11 protein-coding genes are annotated in these 20,307 nt (G+C 45.9%); 7 read left to right on the top strand and 4 right to left on the bottom strand.

All coding sequences use genetic code 11. From position 1 onward, the window contains the following. Positions 1 to 84: 84 nt before the first annotated feature. From BN8899_RS02560 to BN8899_RS02530, 7 genes are all read left to right on the top strand, one after another. Entirely contained in the window at positions 85 to 3,747 is a 3,663-nt protein-coding gene (locus BN8899_RS02560; RefSeq protein ID WP_231932246.1) for a SusC/RagA family TonB-linked outer membrane protein, read from the top strand. Positions 3,748 to 3,758: 11 nt separating this feature from the next. Next, the gene (locus BN8899_RS02555) at positions 3,759 to 5,240 is read left to right on the top strand and encodes a RagB/SusD family nutrient uptake outer membrane protein (protein WP_065218178.1); all 1,482 of its coding nucleotides are present in this window, start codon (positions 3,759 to 3,761) and stop codon (positions 5,238 to 5,240) included. Positions 5,241 to 5,268: 28 nt separating this feature from the next. Beyond that, positions 5,269 to 6,207 (top strand): hypothetical protein, encoded by a 939-nt coding sequence (locus BN8899_RS02550; protein WP_065218177.1) that lies wholly within the window; start codon positions 5,269 to 5,271, stop codon positions 6,205 to 6,207. Between the two features lie 128 nt (positions 6,208 to 6,335). Next, entirely contained in the window at positions 6,336 to 8,915 is a 2,580-nt protein-coding gene (locus tag BN8899_RS02545) for a zinc-dependent metalloprotease (protein ID WP_065218176.1), read from the top strand. 10 nt (positions 8,916 to 8,925) lie between these two features. Further along, positions 8,926 to 11,544 carry a zinc-dependent metalloprotease gene (locus BN8899_RS02540; RefSeq protein ID WP_065218175.1) on the top strand — a complete coding sequence of 873 codons (2,619 nt, stop codon included), beginning with the start codon at positions 8,926 to 8,928 and terminating at the stop codon, positions 11,542 to 11,544. A 22-nt stretch (positions 11,545 to 11,566) separates the two neighbouring features. After that, on the top strand, positions 11,567 to 14,227 hold the full coding sequence (locus tag BN8899_RS02535) for a zinc-dependent metalloprotease (protein ID WP_065218324.1): 2,661 nt from the start codon (positions 11,567 to 11,569) through the stop codon (positions 14,225 to 14,227). A gap of 326 nt (positions 14,228 to 14,553) precedes the next feature. Beyond that, on the top strand, positions 14,554 to 15,972 hold the full coding sequence (locus BN8899_RS02530) for an alkaline phosphatase (RefSeq protein WP_065218174.1): 1,419 nt from the start codon (positions 14,554 to 14,556) through the stop codon (positions 15,970 to 15,972). A gap of 66 nt (positions 15,973 to 16,038) precedes the next feature. Here the strand turns inward: BN8899_RS02530 and BN8899_RS02525 are convergent, their stop codons facing one another. From BN8899_RS02525 to BN8899_RS02510, 4 genes are all read right to left on the bottom strand, one after another. Next, on the bottom strand, positions 16,039 to 16,500 hold the full coding sequence (locus tag BN8899_RS02525; protein ID WP_065218173.1) for a DUF4405 domain-containing protein: 462 nt from the start codon (positions 16,498 to 16,500) through the stop codon (positions 16,039 to 16,041). Positions 16,501 to 16,566: 66 nt separating this feature from the next. After that, a complete protein-coding gene (locus BN8899_RS02520; protein ID WP_065218172.1) occupies positions 16,567 to 17,409 on the bottom strand; it encodes a helix-turn-helix domain-containing protein in 843 nt (280 codons plus the stop codon). Positions 17,410 to 17,581: 172 nt separating this feature from the next. After that, on the bottom strand, positions 17,582 to 19,252 hold the full coding sequence (locus tag BN8899_RS02515; RefSeq protein ID WP_065218171.1) for a nucleoside kinase: 1,671 nt from the start codon (positions 19,250 to 19,252) through the stop codon (positions 17,582 to 17,584). 59 nt (positions 19,253 to 19,311) lie between these two features. Next, positions 19,312 to 20,238 carry a lytic transglycosylase domain-containing protein gene (locus BN8899_RS02510; RefSeq protein WP_065218170.1) on the bottom strand — a complete coding sequence of 309 codons (927 nt, stop codon included), beginning with the start codon at positions 20,236 to 20,238 and terminating at the stop codon, positions 19,312 to 19,314. Positions 20,239 to 20,307 lie beyond the last annotated feature (69 nt).

Below are 20,307 nucleotides of genomic sequence, written 5' to 3'. Positions count from 1 at the left end.
TACAAATCTATGAAAAAAGAACTGAACAAAAAGTTTTTTCTGAACTTTCGTGTTTGGTGGAGGTGTTGTTTAACATTATTTTGCATGTTATGGACAACAGTTTCGCTCACGACAAATTCAGCTCTCGGACAAGAGAGAAACCAACGGGTAATTTCTTTAAAATTGGAGAATGCAACCGTGTTGCAGGCGTTAGAGGAAATCAATAAACTGAGCCAGAACAATGTTATTTTCAAGCGTGAAGAAGTAACCCGGGAAACGAAAAGAATTACAGTTGACTTGAAGAATGTAACGGTCTTGCAAGCTGTACAGGAGTGTCTTAAAGGAACCCGATTGGCTTGCTCGGAGCGAAACGGAAGAGTTGCCGTGGGACCCGATACTGAAGTCAAATCGGTTCGTATTACCGGTACGGTGAAAGACGAGAAAGGGGTGGTATTACCGGGTGTAACGATTATTGTCAAGGGCTTGGCGATGGGGACAAGTACTGATAATAAAGGTCAGTACTCGTTAAACCTCCCTCGGACGGATAATCTATCACTTCTCTTTTCATTTATAGGAATGGAAACCGAGGAAGTAAAATACACGGGAAAAGATACGATCAACGTGGTGATGAAAGAAACCGTGTCGGAGTTGGAGGAAGTGGTGGTAAACACGGGATACCATCGGATTGATGCCCGTAAGAATGCCAGTGCGATTACTTCTATCCGGGCGGAAGACATTATTACTCCCGGTTTACAAACGATCGACCAGATGTTGGAAGGACACGTGCCGGGAATGATCTTTATGCAGAACTCGGGACAGATTGGGGCTGCTCCTCGTTTGCGTATTCGTGGTACGTCTACGATTCTAGGATCACAGGAACCGCTTTGGGTGATTGATGGTGTGATACAGGAAGACCCGGTAAATGTGGATCCGGAGACCCTGAATGATTTGGATTTCGTGAACTTGTTAGGTAACGCTATTTCCGGATTGAACCCGGAGGATATTGAGCAAATCGACGTGTTGAAGGATGCGGCGGCTACGGCTATTTATGGCAAGAAAGCCGCAAATGGGGTTATCGTGATAACCACGAAAGCCGGTAAACAAGGACCTCCTTCCGTGACATATTCCGTGGCAGGATCTTTTACCCAGCGTCCGAGATATAGTGACAGGAGCGTGAACGTGATGAATTCTAAAGAACGTGTTGCTTTTTCACGAGAGATGATAGAGAATCGGTTGGCTTATCCCAAGATTACTTCATGGGTGGGATATGAAGCAGCATATCGGGATTATATTGAAGGTCAGATCGGGTATACCGAATATAAATCATTGGTAGATAAATACGAGACAATGAATACCGATTGGTTTGACATTCTCATGCAGGATGCTTTTTCGCATAAACACACGTTGAGTCTTTCCGGTGGTTCTTCAACTTTGAGATATTATGCTTCTCTCGGTTTGAATGATGTTTCGGGAAGTGTAAAAGGCGAGAGCAATCGGGTGTATTCGACCAATGTTAATTTAACAGGTAACTTTGACAAGTTTACAGTACGTTTCGGGTTACAGGGAAGTGTTTCTAAAAGGAAGTATATTCCCGAAGATGTAGGCGTAACAGAATTTGCTTATAACACGAGCCGAGCCGTACCGGCACGTAATGATGATGGCAGTTACTGGTATTATCAAATCGAAAAGGAGATTGACGGGGAAACTTATTATTACCCGAAGAACATATTGGAAGATATGGCAAATTCTTCGACTATAACGAAACAGAATTCTTTTACCTTTCAGTCTAGCGTGGGGTATCAAATAATACCGGAGTTGAAAGCACAAGTATTATTGTCGTATAGTTTTTCAAATTCTAATTCGGAAACATGGCATGGTGAGGATACTTATTATAGTCGGAGTTTGAATAAATCTTACGGGGCTGCGACGGAAGCTTGGTGGCAAACGAATACCTTGTTGCCGTGGGGTGGAGAACAGAAGGATAGTCGGGTAGACCGTAATAGTTATACTGTTCGTTTCCAAGTGGATTATAGCCAAGCTGTCGATCGTGATGAGAATCATGGGCTGAATGGAAGTGTTGGTTTTGAAACAAAGTCAACGAAATATAATACTTATGCTAAGACAACTCGGGGTATTTACCGGGATCGGGGAAATGCAATAGAAGCGATACCAACAGACGATTTGAAAAATTACACTTATAAAGAATATATTAACTGGACACAGTCTTCTGCCGCGCTAGGAAGCTATACGCAACAGTTGACAAATGATGTTTCTGCCTATATGACTTTAGGGTATAGCTATAAAAATACGTATAATTTCAGTGTAAATGCACGTGTAGATTTTTCTAATGAATTTGGTAGTCGGGCTAACGAGAAATTTTTTCCGATATGGGCTTTAGCCGGTCGTTGGAATCTTACGGAGAATGTATTGAGGGAAGTACGTTGGATTAATGATTTGGCATTGAAGGCGTCGTTCGGGTATCAAGGGAATGTCCCCAGTGTTCCATCAAGACTCGTTATTAAAAAGTCAACTTCGACCAGTGATTTGTTTGATCAATTTTACTCGACGGTTTCTGCCTATCCGAATCCGGATTTGAAATGGGAAAAGACAGCGAATTTTAACGTGGGGCTTGATTTTTCATTATTGAAGAAGAAAATTACAGGTTCCGTGAGTTACTATTACCGGAAAACAAAGGATGCTTTTATGGATAAGTCTGTGTCAGAGGTGAATGGAGTGACCAGCTATAAGGTAAACCAAGGTACTGTGGTGAATCAAGGGTATGAACTATCCTTGAATTTTATCCCTGTAAATACTGTCGGTGCGGATGGAAAAGGATTTCGCTGGAGATTTGATCCACAATTGGGACAAGTCATTAATAAATTGATAGATAAAGCCACTTCCACAACGGATAAAAGTTTAAGGGACGATGATGATCTCACGTATTCGGATTACCTGAACGGAAGCGTGCAGACGGTTAATCGTTCCATAAATGGTTTTTATTCTTATAAATTTATGGGACTTGATCCGGCAGACGGACGTCCGATGTTTCCGAATTTAGAACAAAAGATTATGGTGAATGGCGAAGAAGTGGACTATGGAGAGCAGTTTAAATTGATGTCTAACGAGGAACGTTATATGTCTGTAATGAAATATTCCGGAAATCGGGTTCCCACATTGCAAGGTAGTTTGAACAATACTTTTACCTATAATCGTTTCACGTTGTCTGTCAATATGGCTTATAGCCTTGGTTCTAAAATTCGGTTGATGAAATTATATTCAAATATCAGTTCGGATAATGGAACAATGGCACCTAATCCGATGGAGAATGTGCGTACTGAATATCTAAATCGTTGGAAACGATCGGGAGATGAGGCACACACGAACATCCCGGGAATTCTTAGTAATTCTGAATTTTTGGCGACATTAGGTACAAATCCATGGTGGAAAAAAACGGCTTATAATGGCACTGTAAATCGTAAAGTAATTGCTGAAAATATTTGGCAAATGTACGATTACTCGACGGAACGTGTCGTGAGTGGAAATTATTTGAAGATTCAAAATATTGCATTGCGGTACAATGTTCCGGATAAAATCTGTAAGAAATTATATATGAAGGCAGCATATATTTCTTTGTCAGGAACGAACTTGTACACTTTCAGTAGTAAAAAGTTGAAGGGACAAGATCCTACTACGCAAACAGGTAATTCGTCGACGATCACGCAATCGATTCGTCCGACATATTCGTTTAGTTTGAATGTAACATTTTAAAGAGTATGGTTATGAATAAGATATATACTTTATTGATCATACTGGTCCTTGGATGTGTTTCTTGTGGTGATTTTTTGGAAGAAGATTCTCAAACATTATCTTATGTGACTAGTGTGGATGATTTAGACGAGCTATTGGTAGGTAGTGGATATTTACAAAATGCGCGAGGAACTTATTATATTATGTCTTGGTTAGATGTAATGGATGATGACGTTCGCCAAAAGTTGACGAGTACTATGCCCGTGAATGGCAATTTTAATTATTTGAGGATGTTTTTTAACTGGGCAAGTTATCCCTGGGATGATGATTATCCTAATCGTCTGGGAGGGAACAAACCTTGGGCTAGATTTTATGAATGTATAGAGATTGCCAATTTGATCTTGGGTGATATTGACCGATTCGAGGGAGAGGAAGGATATGAGCGAGTGAAAGGTGAGGCTTATTTTATTCGAGCTTTCTGGTATTTTTATTTGGTAAATCTTTGGGGACATCCTTACGATGCCACGACCTCGAATGAGAAATTGGGGGTTCCTGTTAAGTTGACAGATTATGTTGAAGTGAAAGGATTTTCTCGAAATACCGTGGAAGAGTGTTACCAGCAAATTTTATCTGATGCCCGACAGGCAATACATTACCTGAAAGGTGTGACACCATCTACAACTTATCGGGCTGGGGAAAACGCCGCCCGGGCGCTGTTGGCTAAAACAGCTTTGTACATGGGCGATTGGAATACCGTCGTGAATCAGTGTGATTCTATTTTTAGTTCACCTAAAGGACTTGCATTGATCGATTTTAATACGACTACGCTAAGTGTTTATGCGACGGCTGGTTCCTATAATGCACTAATTCGTTCAAATTCAAGTAGTGAAGCCATATTTGCCGGAGGTTATGCTAGTTCCCCTATTACTCAAATCACGACTGTTTCGACATTTGCTGCTTCTGAGGATTTATTAGGATTGTACGGGGAGAACGATTTGAGGTATGCTTCCGGGAAAAATTCGTATTTTTTCCAATACTCGAGTGGGTATTATGGAAGCTATCGAGTGAACAGCGCATCAAAATTACCGGGAGTTAGTTTGTTGTTTTCAGAGGTTTACTTGAATAAAGCTGAGGCATTGGCTTTATTGGGGAGAGAGTCTGAAGCGATTTCAACTTTGCAGGAATTAAGAGATAAGCGAATGAGTGATGCCGGAACCATAAATGAAACGGGAGAAGATTTGGTAGAGTTTATCCGGGATGAGCGTCGTCGTGAACTTTGTTTCGCCGGGCAACGCTGGTTTGATTTGCGGCGTTATGCGGTACATCCGCTCTACCCGAAGAAGACAATAATTACACATCCTTATTATGAGTGGAATGGTAGTGCGGCAGTATTGACGAAAACTTACGTTTTAGGTGAATATCCGGAAGATGGAGGATGGCTGATGCCCATGCCGTCTTACGCGTTGGAATCAAATGATGGAGAATTGGAAGATAATGTCCGTCCGGAGAGATAAAAATGAATAACAATGAAAAGAGTATGATATGAAAACAAAATTGTTATATATTATTGGTTTATGGGGATGTTTATCTCTGATGAGCTGTGGCGATGATGATCACCTTTCTCCCTCGGATTTGGATGGAGATTGGTATGTACTGACCGACTCGGAAGATCCTTTGGATCATTTACGGTACACGGTGTACGAAACGTATGGTATTCCGATTTTTTACAATGACACGATTGGGAGGCAAGACAGGGGAGTGGATAATGCAGGAGTGCCGATTATTTATTATGAGATTTTGAACCCGAATTATTCTATCGAGAGTTCCACGGAGTATGCTCAATACGAGTTGTCCGATAATCCGGAGGCTATCACTGCCGGAGTTGAATTTATCCGGGATGAGATTGTCCCTAGACTTGTTTCTCCTAAATTATATCCCCGTTCATTTTTGTTAGTGAAAACATTGACATTAAATGCCGCATCGACTACAGCTTCATATCGTCATGAGGAGAGTACTTACCGGGGGATGATGACTTCTTGTGTGAGTCAGGTGGAAGAAATTGCCGGAATGACGGATGCTGAAATCAAACGGATGGCATGTAGAGTTGTGGCAGAAGAATATACGACTTATTTGATGGAAAACGCCTCCTCGTTGTTAGAAGCATTCTTGAATGTATGTCGTGCTGAGGTTACGAGTGTCAACTTGTATGCATTGAGTTTGACTACATCTTCGACTCCACCTTATGTGGCTAATTTGGAAGAATACGGTTTTTTGTCTTATGATAAGGAAACAACCTATAACCCGTCGAGAAGTCAGGTCAAGACTATTGGAGAACGTGCCGATGTGCTGGATTACATGACAGAGATATTGACGGATGATGATGATGCGTTTGAAGCAAAGTACGGTTCTTACGAGTATGTAATGAAGAAATACGAGTTAATGAAGACCGTGATGGAACGTTTGAAAACGGTCTTAGAATAGCTGTACAAAGTGTGTTTTAGTGTTTGATCTTTACTTCAGGATGAAGGCTTTTTAAGCTTTTCATCCTGAAGACTAGGAATCGTATGGTCTGAAAAACAGGGATTTTAGTATAATTTAAAATAGTATGTATGAACAAATGGATTGTATGTAGTCTGACATTGCTTTGGATACTGCCGACAGTTCTTTCCGTGGAGGCTTCCGGGAGGAAGAAGAAAAAGGGGAAGGAAGAAATGAAGGTGGAATTGAGCAAGTATGACAAATTGTTTAAAGGAAAAAGGAGTGAAACGGCGAGGGGTGGATTTGTGACGGTGCATAAGGTGGATGGAAAGGTGTATCTCGAGTATCCTTTGAAGTACATGGGGCGAGAGTTGTTATTGGCGGCAGTTTCGACGGCATCCACGGATAATACGGTTTGCACGAACGGGTACAAGGAGAATACCCCGATGCACATCCGGTTTACGCTGGAAGACAGTACCGTACAGATGAGGAAAGTAAATGCCGTGATTGCGGCAAAATCTGCGGGAGAGCGGATGGATCGGATCATGGAACAGAATTTTGGCGATCCCATCATGGCGAAGTACAAGGTGTTGGCTTACTCGCCGGATAGTACTGCCGTGGTTTTTGATATGACAGGGATATTCCTGGATGAAGAGGCGGCATTATCTCCGGTACCCAAGGGTAGCGGGTTAATGGAGGTGACGAAGTCATTGAATAAAGATCTTTCTTCCATCCGCGAGGTAAAGGCGTTTGAGGATAATATGTCAGTGAAATCTCAATTGGTCTACAAATATAGTGTTACTTACAACAAGGCAAGAGTGGTGACCGATCAGCCTTTGACCGTGTTGGCTACCCGGTCATTGCTTTTACTACCGGAACGAAAAATGCCTCCCCGCTTGTCCGACAGGCGGATAGGGGTATTTTTAACCTCGAAGCAATATGTTTCGGATCAAGGAGAACCCACGGAAAGGTACACTTACGCCAATCGTTGGTGGTTGGAGCCGAGTGACGTGGAGGCTTATCGCCGGGGAGAATTGACGGAACCCGTAAAACCGATTGTTTTCTACGTGGATACCCTGTTCCCCGAGGCGTGGAAGCAGCCTATCCGGGAAGGTATATTGAAATGGAATCGGGCTTTCGAGAAAATAGGGTTCAAGAATGTGATGCAGGTACGTGAGTTCCCGAAAGACGATCCGGCTTTTGACCCTGATAACCTGAAATATTCCTGCGTGCGTTACGTCCCCACGGGAGTGGCTAATGCGATGGGACCCTCGTGGGTAGACCCGACCACGGGAGAGATATTGAATGCCTGTGTATTGGTTTACAACAACGTGATCCAAATGTTGAGAAACTGGCGTTTCGTGCAAACGGCACAGGTTGACCCCGCCGTGAGAAATAAAGAATTACCGGCGGCGTTAGTGAACGAATCATTGGCATACGTGATCGCACATGAAATCGGGCATTGTCTCGGGTTGATGCACAATATGTCGGCTTCTGCCGCTTACCCGGTAGATTCGTTACGCTCCGAGTCGTTTACCCGGAAATACGGGACGACGCCGTCCATCATGGATTACGCCCGTTTCAATTATGTGGCGCAACCGGAAGACCGGGGCGTGAAGTTGATGCCTCCCGATTTGGGTGTGTACGATGAGTTCGTGATTAAATGGCTATACTCCCCGGTGTACGAGGCTGCCACGATTTGGGATGAGGCGAAAGTACTGGAAACGTGGGTTGACGAACAGATGAAAGACCCGATGTACCGCTACGGGCGGCAACAGATAGGTGGGCGTTACGACCCCACGGCTCTAGAAGAAGACCTTGGGGACGATGCCATGAAAGCGGGGGAATACGGGATAAAGAACTTGAAATACATATTACCCCACCTGAACGAATGGATTGCGGATGATCCGGAAGCCACCGCCCGGCGTGCCTTGTACGTGCAAATGGTCAACCAGTATTACCGTTATATCCGGAACGTGATTTATAACATCGGCGGTGTCTATCTCTCGGATGCGAAAGAAGACATTTCCATCGAGCGATTCCGTCCGGTGGAACGGGAACGTCAGAAGGCTTCCGTGGCTTGGGTGATGGCACAGTTGCGGGATTGCGAGTGGTGGGATAATCCGGCGTTGTTGAAAAAGTTTCCCTTGGGCATCATGTCCTCCCCGACCATTGTTGAGGCGGTCGGAAAGCAGCTGATGGCGGCAGCCCCGAGAGTGGCGTTATCGTCTTCACTATCGGATGAACCTTATTCCATGGAAGAATATTTCGACGACTTGTACCGGGGGATATGGTCGAGCGTTCTCGAGAACCGGAAACTGACCACGGGGGACATGGTGCTACAACGCTTGCTGTTGAATCAATTGAACGACCTGATACGTGCGGTCGGGGGCAATCGGTTGGGTATCGCTTCCGGGAACCCGGGGGAAGTGTTGAATGAACTATACGCCCCTTCGGCTTTTGACGCGGAGTGTTATGGCTTGGATGCGTTCCTTCTGACACGGGATTTCGGTTCCGGTTATGGTTGGCAAAGACCCCTTGACGTGGCAAAGATCGACGAGTCGGCAACGTATTATTATCAAATGGTGCTGCGTATCCGGGATTTGTTGGAGTCTAAGATGAAAAGTTTCGATGCTGAAGATTTGCCGCATTACGAGGCGATGCTTTTCGCCATGAAACAGATGTTGGGTAAACAGGCACAAATCAAATAAAACAAGATATATGAGAAAATGGATAATACCGAATATGGTTTTCATTTTACTTCTGTCTGGATTCTGCACGTTGGCGGGTGAGAGAAAGGCGAAGAAGAACAAGCAGGAGGAAAAACGACCGGGTAAATATGAACAACTGTTTAAAGGTAAGACGTGTACTACCGTTTCGAGCGACTTTATGACTCTGCATAAAGTGGACGAAAAACTTTATTTCGAGATGCCTTTGCGTCTGTTCGGGCGGGAGATGTTATTGTCTTCTTCGGTTTCAAAAACCAGTAACAATATGGCGGCGGTCGTGGGGTATACTCCGAATGTGATGCACATCCGTTTCGTGTTGCAGGACAGTACCGTGCAATTGCGTTCGGTGGCTTCAACCATCACTGCCGACCTCGAGAACGAGCGGATGAAACAAGTACTTGGGCAAGGCTACGGTGATCCGGTCTTGTTCGGCTACAAGGTACTTGCCTACACGCCCGACAGTACAGCCGTGGTGTTTGATGGCACCGGTCTGTTTCACACGGACATCGCACAATTGTCACCTTTGGCAAAGACTACGGGACGCTACGAGGTGCAGGGGCATATGAAACCGGCGCAATCCCGCTTGGGTGAGGTGAAAGCCTTCGAGGACAATGTTTCGATACGGTCGACCCTGTTATACACGGTGAACGTGTGGTATTCCATCATTCCCGTGTTGCGGCAGGTGGCAGTAACTTTGGAGGCGAACCGTACCTTGATGCTTTTGCCGGAGGAGAGGATGCGTCCCCGCTTGTCGGATTCCCGCGTGGGTACGTTCTTGACGAACAAACGCTATATCCCGGAAGAGGGAAGTGATATTCGACCTTATTCTTACATACATCGTTGGCGGATAGAGCCGAAGGATGCGGAAGCCTATCAGCGGGGCGTGTTGACCGAACCCGTGAAGCCGATCGTGATGTACGTGGATACCGATTTCCCGGAGAGTTGGAAAGAACCCATTAAAAAAGGGATATTGCGGTGGAACAAGGCATTCGAGAAAATTGGGTTCCGGGACGTGATTCAAGTGCGTGATTTCCCGACGGACGACCCCGATTTCGACCCGGATAACCTGAAATACTCCTGCGTGCGCTACGTGCCTTACACCCATGAAAACGCGGAAGGGCTTACCTCGGTCGATCCGGTGACGGGAGAGATATTGAATGCCGGAATATTTATTTACAACAATGTCACGTGGGCGTTGAATAACTGGCGTTTCCTTCAAACGGCGCAAATCGATCCGTCCGTGAGAACAAAAAAGATGCCCGACGATATTATGGGCGAATCGCTGGAATACGTCGTTGCCCACGAGATGGGACATTGTCTTGGATTGATGCACAATATGGCGGCATCCAGCGCTTTCCCCGTGGATTCGTTGCGTTCGGCTTCTTTCACCCGAAAATACGGGACGACACCTTCCATCATGGATTATGCCCGCTTTAATTACGTGGCTCAACCCGGTGACCAAGGCGTGAAGCTGACCCCGCCGGACTTGGGCGTGTATGACGAGTACGTGATTAAATGGATGTACACCCCCTTCCCGGATGCGGCTTCCGTGCGGGAAGAGGCGAAAATCCTGGAGGCTTGGGTCGACGAGAAAGCCGGCGATCCCATGTACCGTTACGGGCGGCAACAGGATAAGTTTCGCTATGACCCTTCGGCTCTGGAAGAAGATCTGGGGGATGATGCCTTGAAAGCCGGGGATTACGGGATTGCTAATTTGAAGTATATCGTGGAAAATATCAATCATTGGATACAGGAAGACGTTTCGGCGGATCATCGTAAACAATTGTACACCAATCTGACCAAGCAATACGAGCGTTACCTGATGAACGTGTTGTATAATATCGGGGGCATTTATCTGAACGAGGTAAAGGACGGGCCCCCCGGCGAGCGGTTCACTCCCGTGCCGAGAGAAGTACAGAAGGCTTCCGTGGACTGGTTGCTCCGGCAGTTACGGGATAGCGAGTGGCTGGACAACCGGGATCTGGTAGACCGTTTCGGGTTGGGTATTCCGGCTTCATGGCGGGTACGGACAGCCGTGTTGAACGCCTTGTTTGCCCGCGGGGCTTGTGTCACCTTGTCCTCGCATCTTTCCGACTCCCCGTACACGATGGATGAGTTCTCAGGGGATGTCTACCGGGGAATTTGGGCGAGTGCGCTGGAAGGCAGAGCCTCGACAAGGACTGATCGGTTGATGCAACGGACGTATTTGAATAAATCCAGAATGCCCGTGTCATATGTCGGGGGCAACAGGCTCGGGCTGCAATCGGCGGCTTCCGCCTATGCCGTTTCGTTCGACGAGATTTGGGCGTATGGCTTGGAACCCGGCGGCTTGCCGGAACAGGTCATGGAACAATTGTGGGATATGGAGCGCACGGGAACTTTGGAAACGTTGACCCCGGAAACGGAACACACCGGTTTCGGGCATGGCTACGGTTGGCAAGGCGAAGTCAATAGCAAGGTGCTGAACAACGAGGACGTCTACTTCTACAAGATGGTTCGGGAATGCCGGGATATGCTGGAGAAACAAGTCCGGATGGCACCCGAGGCGGATCGTCCCCATTACCGGGCAATGCTCTTGATGACACGAAAAATATTGATGGAAAAAAAGTAGTATGAATGTAATAAAATATAGTATGAAAAATTGGATTGTATTGTTGATCGCTGTTGTGATGGTGAATGCTTCTTTTCTGACGGTCGATGCCGCGGAGAGGAAGAAAAAGACAACGAAAAAAGAAGAACCGGTGGCAAAGCCGCCCGTGAAAAAATTAAGTAAATACGAGAGATTGTTCAAAGGAAAATCACACGAGATGGCAAAGGGTGGTTTTATGACGATCCACAAGGTGGACGGGAAACTGTATTTCGAGATGCCGCTTGCCGTGATGGGCAGGGATATGCTGCTGGCTTCCACGACTACACAAACAAGCGACAACTCGGTGTCCACGAACGGGTATAAAGTCAAAGACCCCATGCACATCTGTTTCACGCTGGTGGATAGCCTCGTGCATATGCGGAAGGTGAACTCCTACGTGAGTTACGACAAGAATGATGCCCGTGTGCAGCGGGTGATCGAGTCGAACTTTATCAACCCGATTATTGAGGGATACAAGGTGTTGGCTTACAGTCCGGACAGTTCAGCCGTGGTCTTCGATATGACGGCTTTGTTTACCGGGGGTGATGCTTCGGTTACGCCCATGGTGGACGAGGCATTCCCGCTGGCATTTCGGAATTCTATCAATAAATCATTGTCGGCGATCGACGGGATAAAGGCTTTCGAGGATAACGTGTCAATCAAGTCGTCGCTTTCCTACAACGTGAGTGCCAAGTATCTGAACACGATACTCTACGAGAACCGTCCCGTGTCGATCAAGGTGACCCGCACGCTGCTTCTTTTGCCGGAAGACCGGATGCGTCCCCGGATATCGGATTCCCGTATCGGTATCTTCCTGACAAATAAGCAATATATTGCTAACGATGCCGACCAATTGCAACGCTATTCTCTGGCTCATCGCTGGCGTTTGGAGCCGAAAGACATGGCGGCTTACAAGCGGGGCGAACAGGTGGAACCCGTGAAGCCGATTGTTTTTTACTTGGACAACCTTTTCCCGGAGGAATGGAAACAACCCATTCGTACGGGAGTGTTACGGTGGAACAAGGCATTCGAGAAAATAGGTTTCCGGAACGTGGTACAAGTGTTGGATTTCCCGACGAATGATCCCGATTTCGACCCGGATAACTTGAAATACTCGTGTATCCGTTACGTGCCTTCCAGCACGCAGAATGCCATGGGTCCCTCTTGGGTAGACCCGATGACCGGGGAAATATTGAACGCTTCGATCTTAGTTTATAATGATATCGTGAAGATGTTGAACTATTGGCGTTTCGTGCAAACGGCACAGGTAGACCCGAGAGTGAGAGGCAAGAAGTTGCCGAAAGATGTGTTGGAAGAAACCATGGCTTACGTGTTGGCGCACGAGATGGGACATTGCTTGGGACTGATGCACAATATGGCGGCATCTGCTGCGTTCCCGGTGGATTCCTTGCGTTCCGCCACGTTCACGCAAAAGTACGGCACAACTCCTTCCATCATGGATTATGCACGTTTCAATTACGTGGCTCAGCCCGGCGATAAAGGCGTGCGGCTTACTCCTCCCGATTTGGGTATATATGACGAGTACGCTATCAAGTGGTTGTACTCCCCCGTCCCGGAAGCCAAAGATATTTTCGAGGAGGCTAAGATTACCGAGTCGTGGATTGATGAGAAGGCGGGCGATCCTTTGTTCCGCTACGGGAAGCAGCAGATGGCAAGCCGCTATGATCCGAGTGCTTTGGAGGAAGACTTGGGCGACGACCCGATCAAGGCGGGCGATTACGGTATCAAGAACTTGAAATATATTCTCAAGAACTTGAATAACTGGATACAGGATGACGAGTCGGCAGAATATCGCCAAGAACTTTACAACCAGATCGTGAAACAATACGGGCGTTACCTGCAAAATGTGGTTTACTGCATCGGGGGTATCTATCTGACGGAAGCCAAAGACGGCAGTCCCGACAAGCGTTTCCGTTCCGTTCCCCGTGACCGGCAGAAGGCGGCGATGAAATGGGTGACCCGGCAGATGCAGAACAACGATTGGCTGGACGATCGGGAAGTATGCTCGAAATTCAAGTTGAACACGAAAGCCTCGTCCGAGTTGAATGCTTCTGTTGCCGGGATTTTGACGAAAATATACATGAACGTGACCTTGTCGTCTTATCTGGCAGAGAAGAATCCTTACACGTTGCGGGAATTCTTTGACGATTTCTACACCGGAGCATGGGATGCCGCTATACGCAACCGAAAACTCACGCACGGGGATAAGATCATGCAGAAAGCCATGTTGGATATGATGTCCCGTTCCGTGGCTTCCATCGGGGGAAATAAGATCGGGTTGACGGGAGCCGGCAGCATCTCGGCAGAAGTGGCATACGCTCCCACGATCGATGAGATTTGCTTGTACGGTTTGGACGAGAGCGGCATGATCGACAAATATGCCAAAGACTTGAAAGACGTGGAACAACGGGAAGGCAAATCCTATATGGTAGAGTTGATGAAGCAAACCGGATTCGGCTATGGTTACGGCTGGCAGAGTTGGGTACGTTCCACGGCTATTGACGAGTCGGCTGTTTACTATTACGAAACGGCATCGAAGATTGCTTCCTTGCTGGAACGCCGGGTAGCCTCGGCCAATGCTATCGACCGACCGTATTATCAAGCAATGCTGTACACTGTGAAACAAATGCTAGGGAATAAATAGGGATAAACTACGCCGGTGTCGGGGTACTAAGTGACAAATAGGCGACTTTTGGGCGGCTAATAGACGGCATTGCCTACTGGTCGCCTACAGTTCGCCCACGTTTTTACGAAAAATATGCTTTTTTAACGTGCGCAGAAAATAAGTCCCGCAGATGAATTGGCAGTCTGATGGAAGGGAAGTTTTATCCCTTGCGGTGAGACAATGACGAGTTTTGTCTATTTTAAGTAGAAGCTGCCTTGTGATGCCCGGCAGCGACTCTCTAAATGTATTTTTTCAAAGGAACGAAGCGATTCAAGTGAGAAATTTGAAAAGAATATAACAGACTTATGAAACAAATGAATCAGATCCTACGGATCGTTTTTTTATCCGTTTTTTTATCCGGATGTATGGGTAAGGCAGAGCCGGGAAAGGCGAAATACGTGTTCTATTTTATTGGCGACGGCATGGGTGTGAATCAAGTGATTGGGACGGAGATGTATTTGGCGGAGCAAGAGGGACGCATCGGGAGCAAATCGCTGTCATTTACCACGTTCCCGGTTCGCAATCACCTGACAACTTACTCCGGCACGAATGCCGTGACTTGTTCGGCTGCCGCCGGAACAGCTTTGGCTATCGGTGTAAAAACACAAAACGGGCGCATCGGGACAGACCGGGACGGGAGGGCTTTACCCAGTATCGCATGGAAAGCGAAACAAGCCGGGAAACGGGTGGGAATCACGACCAGCGTGGCGGTCAATCATGCTACGCCTGCCGTGTTCTACGCCCATCAATTAGATAGGCAGATGTATTACGAGATCGGGACGGATGCCGCTAAGACGGGTTTTGATTTTTACGGGGGTGCGGGATGGAAGCAAATCTTCTCTTCTCGTGATTCTTCGGCAACAGACCTTTATTCTTTGTTGCGTGATTCCGGTTACGTGGTGATCGATCATACCAGTGACTTTCGTGCATTGTCTGCCGGACGGGAAAGGGTGGTTTACGTGCAATCGGAGGATTGCGTCAACCCGTCGAGCCTGTCAACGGCAATCGATCGGGGCGCGGGAGATATGACTCTTTCGGATATTACCGGGAAAGCTATCCGATTTCTGTCGGAACAAAATGACGAAGATTTCTTCTTGATGGTAGAAGGGGGAATTATTGACTGGCTTTGCCACGCGAATGATGCGGGGGCGGCTTTCCGGGAAATTGTTGATTTCTCGGATGCGATACAGGTGGCGCTTGAGTTTTACAAGACTCATCCCGATGAAACTTTGATTATCGTGACCGCCGATCATGAAACCGGAGGATTAGCGTTGGGCTGTGGGCCTTATGAGTTGAACCTGAAAGTTTTGGCTAACCAAAAAAGTTCGATTATCGGGTTGACCCGAAAGATAAAACAATTAAAAGAGAGCCGGGGGCTGAAACTGACGTATGCCGATTTGCGAGGATTGTTAACGTGTGAATGTGGTTTCGGCGAAACTGTTGAGTTATCTCCGGAAGAAGAGCAACTTGTGAGAGAGGCTTGTTTGAAAGCTACTGCCTCGAAAGGAATGCAACTTCTGAAAAGTGAGCACGCTATGGTAGACCCGGTTGCCCAATTGGCTATCGAAATATTGAATCGTAAAGCCCTGATCCGCTGGGCGAGTGGCGGGCATTCTGCCGGGGCTGTCCCCGTGTACGCGATAGGTGTCGGTGCGGAACAATTCGGCAGAATCTCGGATAACACGGAAATTCATGGAATAATAGAGGAGGTGGCGGGATATTGATACTATAAAGTAGGGAATATGATGTATTATTCAACCGGATTTGATCGAAAAAGAAAGAGCAGAAAATTATTTCAGCTCTTTCTTTTTACCAAATATATGGGGTGTAAATCCCCGAAACAAGAATTGTCTTCGTTTAAATATATGTTGAAGTCCCAGGATGCTTAGTATAAGTCCGTTTTGGTAATGGAAAAGTCCTAGCGGCGAATTAGCCCCGTGAACAAAAAATAATCCTATTCCCGTGGCAACAAGTGATATGAAAACAATGGAAAGTAACATTACGATTTTCCATTTGTTCTTCCTGCCTGTGATAGCCAGACCTTTATACCATTTCCAATGGCTTTTCATATGTATAAATCCTAATAGCATAAACAATAGGCTGGTAACCACGTGAAATACAGCCCAATTATGCCAAACCTCATGGTTTGTGCCATGTCCCGCGATATGTAACTCGATGCCCGTGTAAAATGATAAAACGAACACGGGAACTAACATCAAATCTGTCAAGTAAATAAATCTGCTTCTGTCCATTTTTTTTATGCGAAGTTACAGCGGATTGACGAACAGAAGAATAGACGATATATGGTTAAGATTGCACTATTCGAGGTATTTTTTTCGAAAGCAAGTAGGGCTCATTCCCACCGCTTTTGTGAACAATCGGGTAAAATAGGCACAATCATCTATCCCCAAATGAATGGAAATCTCACTTATTCTCAAAGAAGTATATACCAGCATTCGCTTGGCTCTCAGCATGAGTTCGTTTTGAATATATTTGCTTACGCTCATGCCCGTAATATCCTTGATCACCTCATTCAGATATACCGGTGATATATGTAACGCTTCCGCGTAATAAGATACATTCCTGTTAATTTGTTTTTCTTCTGAAAATAATTCCTTGAAAGCCAGTGTTATTTCAAGGTGTCTTTTGTTTTGGGATTTTTGTCCGATAGTTTCTTGCATGGAATCTGCTATTATACCCACAACGGCACATGACAGGTGCTGCAAAACGGTTTTCGGCTTGTTGTTTTCCAATTTGTCGATTCTGCGGAGAATCATAGAGAATAATTGGATCAGCTCGGCATACAAGATGTCGCTTATGCTAAATGGGGTAGGCGATAGTGCGTATTCGGCAATCGTATGTTTGGTCCGTGTATCTATAAATGCCCCGTCTACAAATAGAAGAAACGCTTTTGCATTTCCTGTATCGATAACACGATGCACTTGGTACGGTTGAACGCAAATCCCGTAGCCTGCTGATAGGTAGCTGTCTTTGAAGTCAATACTGACGGTACACGTGCCGCTCTCTATGATGGCGAATATATAGTAGTCGTCCCGGTGGATGTAATCGATAGACCGGGTCGGCGAAACGGGAGAAAGTTCCTTTGCAAATATCCCGAAATCGGATTGTTGTGTTGCTCTATGTATTGGAATATCCGTCATTCGATATTTTTTGTGAAGTTAGTAAAAAATGCCCGATAACGTGTACGTGTGGTATCCGTTTGGCATCGAAATCATGTTACGTTAGTTTCCGGGTAAAAGAGTAACAGAGCGTAACGAACGTCGTTTGGGGCGACTTGTTACGCTCTGTTCTATTTCGCTTGTTTATTTTAAATTAGTATTTGAACGAACTTCCGCCCAAGAATTCACGAAGGATGGAAGTCGGAGGTATTTCACGGGTGGGTACGGCTTGGACGTACGAGAAGAATTTCAGCAAACGGGTTGCTTTCGAGTGTTCCGGGTTTTTCACCAAAACTTCTTCCAGCAGGGGTACGGCTTGTTGTTTCAATGCCCCGAGTTCGTATGCCAATGCCGAGTTGAACATGACATCGGCTTCCTCTTGGTAGGGGACGATGTGCTTTTGTTCACCGGAGAGCACGCTTTCCCATCTTTTCAGGGTATCGAGAGCCGAGTAACCGCGGTATTTATGATCTCGCACCATACGGCGGATCAGACGGTTGTCCGAGGGATTGATGATATTGTGGTCGTCGATAGAGATGGCGGTCAAGGCTGAAATGAATATCTTGAACAGGCTCTCTTGTGGGAGGTATTGGGTTAGTTTGGGATTTAACCCGTGAATGCCTTCCACGATGATCACGTTGTTCTTCGATATTTTCAGTTTCTCGCCGTCGTAGAAGCGTTGTCCAGTTTCAAAAGAGAATTTGGGAATCTCTACTTCCTCGCCGTTTAACAAGCGGACGATATTGTCGTTGAACGTGTTGATGTCCAAGGCGTCGATGGTTTCAAAATCGTATTCGCCCTTTTCGTCTTTCGGGGTTTGATCCCGGTTCACGAAATAGTTATCCAGAGAGAGGTTCACCGGTTTGATCCCGTTCACTAGAAGCTGGATTGCCAGCCGTTTGCCGAAAGTAGTTTTCCCGGACGAGGAAGGACCGGCGATCAATATCACTTTTAGTTTTTTCCTTCTTTTCCGTACCATGTCGGCAATCAAGGAGATTTTCTTCTCGTGGAGCGCCTCGCTGACTTTGATCATTTCGCTGGCGTGGTGGTGTTCGATGGCTTGGTTCAAGTGCCCGATTTGAGTGACTTCCAGAACTTTGCCCCAGCGTTTGAATTCGCTGAACGTGTTGTATAGTTTTTCTTGCGGTTTGTATGGAAGAATCTCCTTCGGGTTCATCCGGTCGGGAAGCAAGAGCAACATCCCGTCTTTATAGTCCATCAGGTCGAATACTTTGAGGCATCCGGTAGAAGGTGCTAATGTCCCGTAGAAATAGTCGCATGTGCCGTCAATTGAATAAACGGAGGTAAATAGTTTTCCCCGGGACGAGAGTAAAAGTTCTTTATCTTTCAGTCCCTGGCGTTTAAACAATTTGATGGCTTCTTCCGTCGGGTATTCCGTTCGCATGATTTCGTAATCATGATCGATAATACGTTGCATTTCCGCTTTTATAGAGTCAATCCGCTCGCTCGTGAGAACGATGTCCTTATTTGCCAGGCGGCAGAAAACCCCGTTGGAGAGTTGATACTCCACGATCAATGTTTTCTTGCCGAAAAGATTGATTACCGCTTTGTAAAGCACGAATACCAGTGAACGCATATATACACTGTACCCGTCTAAAGTGCTGACATCTATGAAATTGACATATTTGGGATTGTATATCTCGTAGTGAAGGTCGCGAACCTCGTTGTTGACCAATGCACCCAGGATGCTTTGGTGGTTATCGGGGAACACTACCTTTTTGAATTCTTTTAAACTGGAACCTGTCGGAATCTGATAGGCTTCTTGCGTATTTTCGCAAAATACGATTATTTTATTTTTTTCCATGTTTCGAGTCATTTATGTGATTCATATTGACAAAGATTGCAAATAACGTGCCGTAAACTTTATTTGTACGCTTCCTTGTCTTTCGGGATAGCAATGTAATAGGTTTTGTTTTTCCCGACTTTTAATGAGGTTTGTCTTAACCAGGGATTGAAACGTTTCAATGTTTTATAGGTTATCCCGTGTTCCTGTGCGAAGTCCGCCAGGTCTTTTATCGGCTTGGTTACCTTAATTTGGGTAGTTTCCTCGATGGGATATTTTATGCCCACGTGGAAATTGTACAAGTGGGGATTCTCCATGATCTGTTTCAACGCCATCATGCGGTACACGTAGCGTCCGGTTTCTTCACCCATCAGCAGGTCGTAGAATTTCTTTTCTTTCTGGCGATCCATTTGGCGGGTGAGCATATTCATTCCCCCGTTGTACGAGGCGGCTGCCGAAGTCCATGAACCGAATTTGTCGTATGCTTTTTTCAAGTAAGCGCAAGCCGCACGGGTGGCTTTCTCGATGTGATAGCGTTCATCCACGTCTTTATCGACTTCCAACCCGAGTTCTTTTGCCGTACCGCTCATCAATTGCCATATTCCGGCTGCTCCCGCGGGGGACACGGCTATCGGGTTAAGGCTGCTTTCGATGACGGCAAGGTATTTGAAATCGTTGGGAATCTTTTCTTCTTTTAATATCGGTTCTATAATATGGAAATACCGGGGGGAGTTTTTGATAACCTGTATCGTGTGGGAATGAAGGTTCATGTTGACGATGAGTTCTTTTTTAAAGGACTCGACAATGTCTATTCTTTCTAGCGGAACCCGTTCTCCTGCCAGGTAAAATGTATCGGGGCAGAATACGTCAGACGGTAGCAGGAAGTGTGGTATATACTCCTCTCCTTCATCGTGTTCAACTTCACGTTCATAGATGTAATATCCGATAGCGGCACTGTTCAATAATACAAGAATTGCCAATAATGTAATTATAATATTTTTTTGCACGGTTAATGAATTTATATTTTTCGAATATACGTTTTTTTCTCTGCTTTTTGTTGCAAAAATAGAGAAAAA

Source organism: Butyricimonas sp. Marseille-P2440 (assembly GCF_900091675.1).
Taxonomy (GTDB): Bacteria; Bacteroidota; Bacteroidia; order Bacteroidales; family Marinifilaceae; genus Butyricimonas; species Butyricimonas synergistica.
Note: the sequence above shows the minus strand (reverse complement) of the source record. Positions and strands in the feature narration are given on the sequence as shown.